The sequence below is a fragment of the Mesorhizobium sp. M7A.F.Ca.CA.001.10.2.1 genome (assembly GCF_003998575.1).
In the GTDB taxonomy this organism is placed as follows: Bacteria; Pseudomonadota; Alphaproteobacteria; order Rhizobiales; family Rhizobiaceae; genus Mesorhizobium.
This window is the reverse complement of sequence record NZ_RZQY01000301.1, coordinates 1-6902: the sequence shown is the minus strand read 5'-3', so window position 1 is coordinate 6902 and position 6902 is coordinate 1. Positions and strand designations below refer to the sequence as shown.

At 63.9% G+C, this 6902-nt stretch carries 9 protein-coding genes and 1 pseudogene; 3 read left to right on the top strand and 7 right to left on the bottom strand.

Annotated features, from left to right (window positions below; genetic code table 11):
* Both EN964_RS19490 and EN964_RS19485 read right to left on the bottom strand, forming a co-directional pair.
* Positions 1-785: MltA domain-containing protein (locus EN964_RS19490; RefSeq protein WP_127276640.1), on the bottom strand; the 785-nt coding region annotated here is incomplete at its 3' end.
* Positions 786-810: 25 nt separating this feature from the next.
* Positions 811-1518 (bottom strand): Tim44/TimA family putative adaptor protein, encoded by a 708-nt coding sequence (locus tag EN964_RS19485; RefSeq protein WP_127268043.1) that lies wholly within the window; start codon positions 1516-1518, stop codon positions 811-813.
* 217 nt (positions 1519-1735) lie between these two features.
* Here EN964_RS19485 and EN964_RS19480 point away from each other — a divergent pair, with 217 nt between their 5' ends.
* The 3 genes and pseudogenes from EN964_RS19480 (at position 1736) to EN964_RS19470 (ending at position 3398) form a co-directional block, all read left to right on the top strand.
* Positions 1736-2233, top strand: a complete 498-nt coding sequence (locus EN964_RS19480) for an FxsA family protein (RefSeq protein ID WP_127271639.1) — start codon at positions 1736-1738, stop codon at positions 2231-2233.
* Positions 2234-2363: 130 nt separating this feature from the next.
* Complete coding sequence (gene secB / locus EN964_RS19475) at positions 2364-2861, top strand: protein-export chaperone SecB (RefSeq protein WP_023813420.1); 498 nt, start codon at positions 2364-2366, stop codon at positions 2859-2861.
* 253 nt (positions 2862-3114) lie between these two features.
* Positions 3115-3398, top strand: a pseudogene (locus EN964_RS19470) (GIY-YIG nuclease family protein).
* 132 nt (positions 3399-3530) lie between these two features.
* Here EN964_RS19470 and dnaQ read toward each other — a convergent pair.
* The 5 genes from dnaQ to EN964_RS19440 form a co-directional block, all read right to left on the bottom strand.
* Positions 3531-4232 carry a DNA polymerase III subunit epsilon gene (gene dnaQ, locus EN964_RS19465; RefSeq protein ID WP_127268022.1) on the bottom strand — a complete coding sequence of 234 codons (702 nt, stop codon included), beginning with the start codon at positions 4230-4232 and terminating at the stop codon, positions 3531-3533.
* Between the two features lie 294 nt (positions 4233-4526).
* Complete coding sequence (gene coaE, locus EN964_RS19455; RefSeq protein ID WP_127268021.1) at positions 4527-5126, bottom strand: dephospho-CoA kinase; 600 nt, start codon at positions 5124-5126, stop codon at positions 4527-4529.
* Complete coding sequence (locus EN964_RS19450; protein ID WP_127268020.1) at positions 5123-5965, bottom strand: shikimate dehydrogenase; 843 nt, start codon at positions 5963-5965, stop codon at positions 5123-5125. Before EN964_RS19450 ends, coaE begins: the two co-directional genes overlap by 4 nt.
* On the bottom strand, positions 5958-6557 hold the full coding sequence (locus tag EN964_RS19445) for a Maf-like protein (RefSeq protein WP_027037547.1): 600 nt from the start codon (positions 6555-6557) through the stop codon (positions 5958-5960). Before EN964_RS19445 ends, EN964_RS19450 begins: the two co-directional genes overlap by 8 nt.
* Before the next feature lie 169 nt (positions 6558-6726).
* Positions 6727-6902: kinase/pyrophosphorylase (locus EN964_RS19440; protein WP_164775883.1), on the bottom strand; the 176-nt coding region annotated here is incomplete at its 5' end.

The window sequence follows — 6902 nt, the reverse complement described above, 5'->3', positions numbered from 1 at the left end:
ATGTAGGAGCGGTTCTGACGCAGTATCTCGTCGACGCGGTCCGGATGCGCCTTGAACCAGGCGCGGATCGACTGCATCGTCACCTCCGCCAGCGGGATCTCGCCAATCTCGCTCAGGATCTTGCCGGGCCCGGTGAAGCGCTGGCCGGATTTGGCGGCATAGGTGACGCGGACAAGCCGGCCGTCGGTCATGGCGAGGCGTGCGGCACCTTGCACGTGAATGAAGAAGGCATCGACCTTGTCGGCCAGCCAGGCGATTTCCAGGCCCTTGCCGTCGAGCGCGCCGCGCTCGATCTCGCCACGGTCGGGATACTCGACCGGCCCGTTCGGCGTCTGGCGCGCGAAAGCGAGGTAGGGATCCAGGCCGGGCGGCCGGTTTCCGTCGTCGATATCGACGAGATCGGCCGGGCGCGACAGCAACGGCACCGAAAATCGGTCCGTGCGCACCGGTGACGCCTCGACTTGCGGTTCATAGAAGCCGGTGACGAGCCCGGCGCCGCCATGTTCGGCAGGGACAAGCGCCGGGGCAAAATGGCGCTCGAAGAAGGCGCGGGCTTCCCCGCGGGCCAAAACCGGCGACCGATTCGCCGGCGAAACGGTCCGCGCCTCCGCGTAGGCATCGGCAAAAGCTTGGAAGTCGACGCCGAGCGCACCGCTGCGATAGGGTTTGGTCAGCACATGGAAGGCCGAGCGGCGAAAGGCGGCGAAGGCCGCCAGATGGTCGTCATCGTCCCAGCCGGGCAGGTCGCCAAAGGCTTTCTCGACAAAAAGAGGCGATAGCGACACCGGAGCCTCGCCGCGTGTTTCCGAACTAGTCTTCTTCCTCGGTGGCGACGAGCTTCCAGTTCGGATCGCGCGAGCGCGTGTCGCGGGCGAAGGTCCAGACATCCTTGACCTCGGCGACGGTTTCCGGGTCGCCGTCGATGACCGCGCCTGCCTTGTCGCGGGTCGCCGAAATCAGCTCGCTGATGATGCGCAGCGTGACATGCGCCTCGCCGCCCTTCATCTCGGCCGAGACGATGTCGGCCTTGTCGATGCCGACGAAGGAGGACTGGATCTTTTCCGCCTTGGCCTCGCGCTCGCCGATGGCGGCGACAAAACCGTCATAGACCTCGCGCGACAACAGGTTCTTCAGCGTTTTGCGATCGCCGTCGGCATAGGCCATGACGATCATCTCGTAAGCCATCTTGGCGCCGTCGACGAAACCCTTCGGCTCGAAGGACGGATCATTGTCCTTGATCGTGCGCAGGCCCTTGTTGAGGTCGGTGTCGGGCTTGGCGAAAGCGTCGATCGCGGCATAGGTGTCGGGAGCCGGCTCGCCTGGCGCGCGCTTGCGCGGCAGCGAGACGACGTTTTCGGATTTCTGGGCGGCATCCTTGTCGCCGGTGCGAGCCGCCGAATAGGGATCGAAGGGCGGCCGTTCGCTGCCGGTGCGGCGGCCCAGCACATTGCGCAGCTGGAAAAAGATGACCACCGCCGCAATCAGGAAGAAAATCGTGCCGAAGTCGAAGAATCCCATATCTTCCGCCAATCAATCCCTGCCCTGTGGCCGGACCGTCAGGCCCAATGGCCACGGTCGCATAGCGTTCAACATTCAAAGCATATAGAACGCAAGGCGCAATCATTCAAATCAAAGGCAGGCATACCTATCTAACAGCCTCAGTGCCAGCGGCGATTGCTCGCTGGCGGCCAAAACAATCGAAACGATCATAACAATCGAAAAAGGTTGGCAAGACTTGCGCATTTCGCTGCTTCCCTTCTTTCTCCTCGCGCTTCCGCTGCTGGAAATCGCCGGTTTCGTCATCGTCGGCCGCGAGGTCGGCGCGCTGGCGACGGTCGGCCTCGTGCTGGCCTCGAGCATCGCCGGCGTGCTTTTGCTCCGATACCAGGGCTTTGGTGTGATGGCCCGCATCCGCACCGAGATGGCCGCCGGCCAGAACCCCAGCCGCCATCTTGCGCACGGCGCCATGATCGTGGTTGCGGCGATCCTCCTGATCATCCCCGGCTTCATATCAGACATCATCGGCCTGCTGCTGTTCCTGCCGCCATTGCGCGATTTTGCCTGGAGCCGGTTCAAGGGCCGCATTGTCGTCGCCACCGATTTCTCGACCGGCGGTTTTCGTGGCCGGCGCGACAGGGTCATCGACCTCGAAGACGGCGACTATTCGCGCGAAGACGATCTGAAGCGCGGACCGGATCACAACTCGCCGTGGCGCCGCCTGAAGGACGATTAGGGCGCCGTCCCATCTCCATCCCGCAGCCCGGAAGCAAGGCGGCAAACCTTGTCTTGTCATCCCCGCCATGGTAGCGAACGCCCGATTTCAATTCGGTCAGCGACGCTGCCCAGGCAAGAGGACAAGGCTTATGGCCAGCAAAGATGACGCGCCGGTCGGCGCAGCCAACGGAAACGGCAATGCGGCGCAGCCGTCGCTCAACGTTCTGGCGCAATATGTGAAGGACCTGTCCTTCGAAAGCCCCGGCGCGCCCAATTCGCTGCGCGGTCGCGACAAGGCGCCGGGCATCGCCATCAACGTCAACGTCAACGCCAACCCGCTCTCCGACAAGCAGTTCGACGTCAATCTGACGCTGAACGCCAAGGCGTCCTTCGACCAGGAAGTGCTGTTCAATGTCGAGTTGGTCTATGGCGGCGTGTTCGCCATCGCAGGTTTTCCGCAGGAGCACATGCTGCCGATCCTGTTCATCGAATGCCCGCGCCTTTTGTTCCCGTTCGCCCGCCAGATCATCGCCGAGGCAACCCGCAATGGCGGCTTCCCGCCGCTGATGCTCGACCCCATCGACTTCGCACAGATGTTCCAGCAGAAGCTGGCCGAGGACGAGGCGTCCAAGGTCAAGGTGAGCTGAGCTCGGCTGCCATCGCTGTTGTTTTCTGAGAACCCGGCCTCGCGCCGGGTTTTCTGTTTGAGGTGCTGGAGAGATAGCTGAGGCGCCGGCGCCCTTCGAATGGCCTAGCCCTCCCGTCTTCGTCATCCTAGGGCGAAGCAAGGAGCGAAGCGACGCAGCGCAGACCCTAGGATCCATGCCGTGACGTGCGCCTTAGAATGCAACGGATCAGAATGGCGCTTGCCCCCGCGCCTATGCTCGCTACGCTAAAACGATGACCGGCTATGTCTACATGACTGCGAGCCAGAAGGCCGGCACCATCTATATCGGTGTCACCAACGATCTCGGTCGCCGCATGCCGGAGCACAAATCCGGTGAGGGCTCGCGCTTCACCAGCCGCTACGGTGTTCAGCGGCTGGTCTGGTACGAAGAATTTTTCGATATCACCGATGCCATCCAGCGCGAGAAGTCGCTGAAACGCTGGCCGCGCCAACGGAAGATCTAATTGAAAAGGCCAATCCGGAATGGTTCGAGCTGATTCGCGGGACGGGGTGGTAGGCGTTCGGTTTTTTGCACCGCCGGAGCCACTGCACCACTGTCACTGCATGGATCCTAGGGTCTCCGCAACGTCGCTTCGCTCCTGCTCCGCCCTAGGATGACGAAGACGCGAGGGTTTCGGTCAGTAGTTGCTCAGCCAGCCGCAACCTTCAGCCACAGCGCCTTTTCGCCAAGCGTCCCGACCATGCCGGTGTGCGCGGCGCGTTCGGCTTCGGTGACACGCGGCGGCAGGGGTGCCGGGCGCTGGCTGATGATGATTTCGATCTGGCGGACATTCTCGCCTTGCGCCGGCGCGGTGGCGCTGTCGAGGATGAGTGCCGCCTGCTTGCCGCCGATCAGCTCGATATAGACCTCGGCCAGCAATTCGGAATCGAGCAGGGCGCCGTGCTTGGTGCGCTTGGTGTTGTCGATGCCGTAGCGCCGGCAGAGCGCATCGAGCGAGTTGGGGCCCATCGGGTGCTTGCGGCGCGCCAGCGCCAGCGTGTCGACGACAAAACCATTGTCTATGACCGGGTGACCCAGCCGGCCGAATTCAACGTTGAGGAAGCCGACGTCGAAGGTTGCGTTGTGGGCGACCAGCTTGGCGCCGTCGGTGAAGTCCAGCCACTCCTGCGCAATCTCGGCAAAGGTCGGCTTGCCCGCGAGGTCCGCCGCGCTGATGCCGTGCACCGCCTGCGCCTCGGCGTGGATCGCGCGGCCTTGCGGGTTGATGTAGTGGTGGAAGGTCCTGCCGGTCGGGAAGCGGTTGACCAGCTCGACGCCGCCCAACTCGATGACGCGGTCGTCGCGCGAATCGAGGCCGGTGGTTTCCGTGTCGAAGATGATTTCACGCATCGAATCAGTCGCTCCAAAGGAGCAGAATCGTGAGACCGGAACAAAATGGCAATGGGAAACGAAGCTGATCAAGGCAATCACTACAGGTTTGCGCTGCCCCTCATCGCCCTGCCGGGCCCTTCTCCCCGTATAGTGACGGGGAGAAGGGGCTGGCCGCAACCTCGGCTCCCTTTCCGAACCTTGGAGATTGGCGAAATCCTTTGCGACAGCGTCCTTCTCTCCGTCACTATACGGGGAGAAGATGCCGGCAGGCAGATGAGGGGCGGCGCCGACGTTGACAGACAGCAGCCAGTGTCAGTGGCGCGGTCCGCCGCGCCCAATTAGCTCCGCAATGATCGCGTTCACTTGAACACGCGCAGCGTCCAATCCCCGCCCGGTGTCGACGACGAAATCGGCCTGGCGGCGTTTTTCCGCGTCCGGCACCTGCTTGGCCAGGATCGATGCCAGTTTTTCTTCCGTCATGCCCGGCCGCGCCAGCACGCGTTCGCGCTGGGTCTCGGCCGGGGCGGTGACGACGACGACCTTGTCGACGCGGTTGCGGCCGCCGGTTTCGAACAGCAGGGGAATGTCGAGCACCGCGATCGATTCGCTCGCGTTACGATGCTTGGCCAGGAAGGCATCGGCGTCGGCGCGCACCAATGGGTGAATGATCGCCTCGAGCCGCTTCAGCGCGGCGGCATCGCCGAGCACGCGCGCGCCAAGTTTGGCACGATCGACCACGCCGGCAAGTGTGGTGCCGGGAAAGGCGGCCTCGACCAGGGGGGCTGCCTTGCCGGCATAGAGGCGATGCACTGCCTCGTCGGAATCATGGACCGGCACGCCGGCGTCAGCGAACATCCTGGCCGTGGTCGACTTGCCCATGCCGATGGAGCCGGTGAGTCCGAGCACGATCATGGCTTCGGCACCAGATCGGCGACGATAAGCGCGCGCAATTCCCCCGTGACCTGCGGCCTGACGCCGAACCAGCGCTCGAAGCCGGGCACGGCCTGATGCAGCAGCATGCCGAGGCCGTCGACCGTCTTCAGATTTCGCGCGCGGGCGGCGGCGAGCAGCGGCGTCTCCAGCGGCACATAGACGATGTCGGTGACGATGCCGTGGTCCGGCAGCCGGGCGGGATCGGCCGACAGGCCTTCATTGCCATGCATGCCGAGCGCTGTGGTGTTAACCAGCAGGCCGGCATCGCCGAGCAGTTCATCGGTCGCCGCCATGCCATGCGCCGACACGCCGGCGCCGAAACGATCCCTCAATTCCTGCGCTCGGGCCAGAGTGCGGTTGACGATGCGGATGTCGGCAACGCCGCGCTGCTTCAGCGCATGGATGACGGCGCGCGACGCACCGCCGGCGCCAAGCACCACCGCCGGACCGTTGCTTGCCCAGCCCGGCGCATGATCGTCGAGGTTGGCGGCAAAGCCGTGACCGTCGGTGTTGCCGCCCCACAGGACGCCGTTCTCGAACCACAGCGTGTTGACGGCGCCGATCTCTTGCGCCGCCTGGTCGCGGCGCTCGGCCAACGCGAAGGCGACTTCCTTGTGCGGGATGGTGATGTTGCCGCCGCGGTAATTGTTTGCCTGCAGCGTGTTCACGAACTCGGCAAAATCCTGCGGCGCGACATCGATGGCCTGGTAGCTGCCGTCAATGCCATGCCTGGCCAGCCAGTGGCCATGGATTCTTGGCGAGCGCGAATGCTTGACCGGATGGCCTGACACGAAGGCCTTCTTCGACGCCTCAGCCATCGATTGCCCCCAGGTCACGCAGTTCGGCCAGCAGCGGCAGAAGCGGCAGGCCGACAATGGTGAAATGATCGCCCTCGATTTTCTCGAACAATTGAATGCCTTCGCCTTCGATCTGATAGGCGCCGACGCTTCCCAGCGCCTTGGCGCCGACGCGGGCGAGATGGCGGCCGACGAAGGCCGGGTCGAGCTTGCGCATGGTCATCGAAGCAATGCCGACATGCCGCCACAAGACCTTGCCGTCGCGAACCAGCACCGCGGCGCTGTTGAGCTGGTGGGTCCTGCCCGACAGCGCCAGCAGATGACGGCGGGCACCTTCCATGTCAGCCGGCTTGTGGAACACCTCGTCGACGAGCGACAGCGTCTGGTCGCAGCCGAGCACCAGGGCGCCCGGCCTGCGCTCGCTCACTTCTGTGGCCTTGGCCTCGGCCAGCACCAGGGCGACATCCTCGGGCGAGACGCCGCTATCCTGCAAAGGCCCCTCGAGCGCGCGCTCGTCGACATCGGCCGGCACCGCCTCGACATCGACGCCGGCATTGACGAGCATCGCCTTGCGGAACGGACTGCCGGAAGCGAGGATGAGTTTTTCGGTCATGGTTTGTACGCCTGGTTTTCTGGCACCGACTAGGGTGTTGAGATTCAGGTCAGGCCGAGTCGAAAATGGTGGCTTCCGAGAACCGGAGCGGAGCGTACTTAAAGTACGTGAGCACCGGAAGCGCAGGAAACCGCCATTTGCAGGCCGGCATCACCTGAATATCGACGCCCTAGCGCGTCTTCCCCCGCAGGGCAACGATGGCCGCCGCCGTTTCCTCGATCGAGCGGCGGCTGACGTCGATCATCGGCCAGCCATGGCGCGTGCAGATCTTGCGGGCGTAGGCTAGCTCTTCGCTGATCGCCGCGCGGTCGACATAATCCGATGCCTCATACGAACTGCTGTTGC

What these genes read in the sequence shown, in the direction of transcription:
- EN964_RS19445 (WP_027037547.1), bottom strand. Translation starts at nt 6,557, where the DNA reads ATGACCGAAAAACTCATCCTCGCTTCCGGCAGTCCGTTCCGCAAGGCG.
- EN964_RS19450 (WP_127268020.1), bottom strand. Translation starts at nt 5,965, where the DNA reads ATGGCTGAGGCGTCGAAGAAGGCCTTCGTGTCAGGCCATCCGGTCAAG.
- EN964_RS19485 (WP_127268043.1), bottom strand. Translation starts at nt 1,518, where the DNA reads ATGGGATTCTTCGACTTCGGCACGATTTTCTTCCTGATTGCGGCGGTG.
- dnaQ (WP_127268022.1), bottom strand. Translation starts at nt 4,232, where the DNA reads ATGCGTGAAATCATCTTCGACACGGAAACCACCGGCCTCGATTCGCGC.
- secB (WP_023813420.1), top strand. Translation starts at nt 2,364, where the DNA reads ATGGCCAGCAAAGATGACGCGCCGGTCGGCGCAGCCAACGGAAACGGC.
- coaE (WP_127268021.1), bottom strand. Translation starts at nt 5,126, where the DNA reads ATGATCGTGCTCGGACTCACCGGCTCCATCGGCATGGGCAAGTCGACC.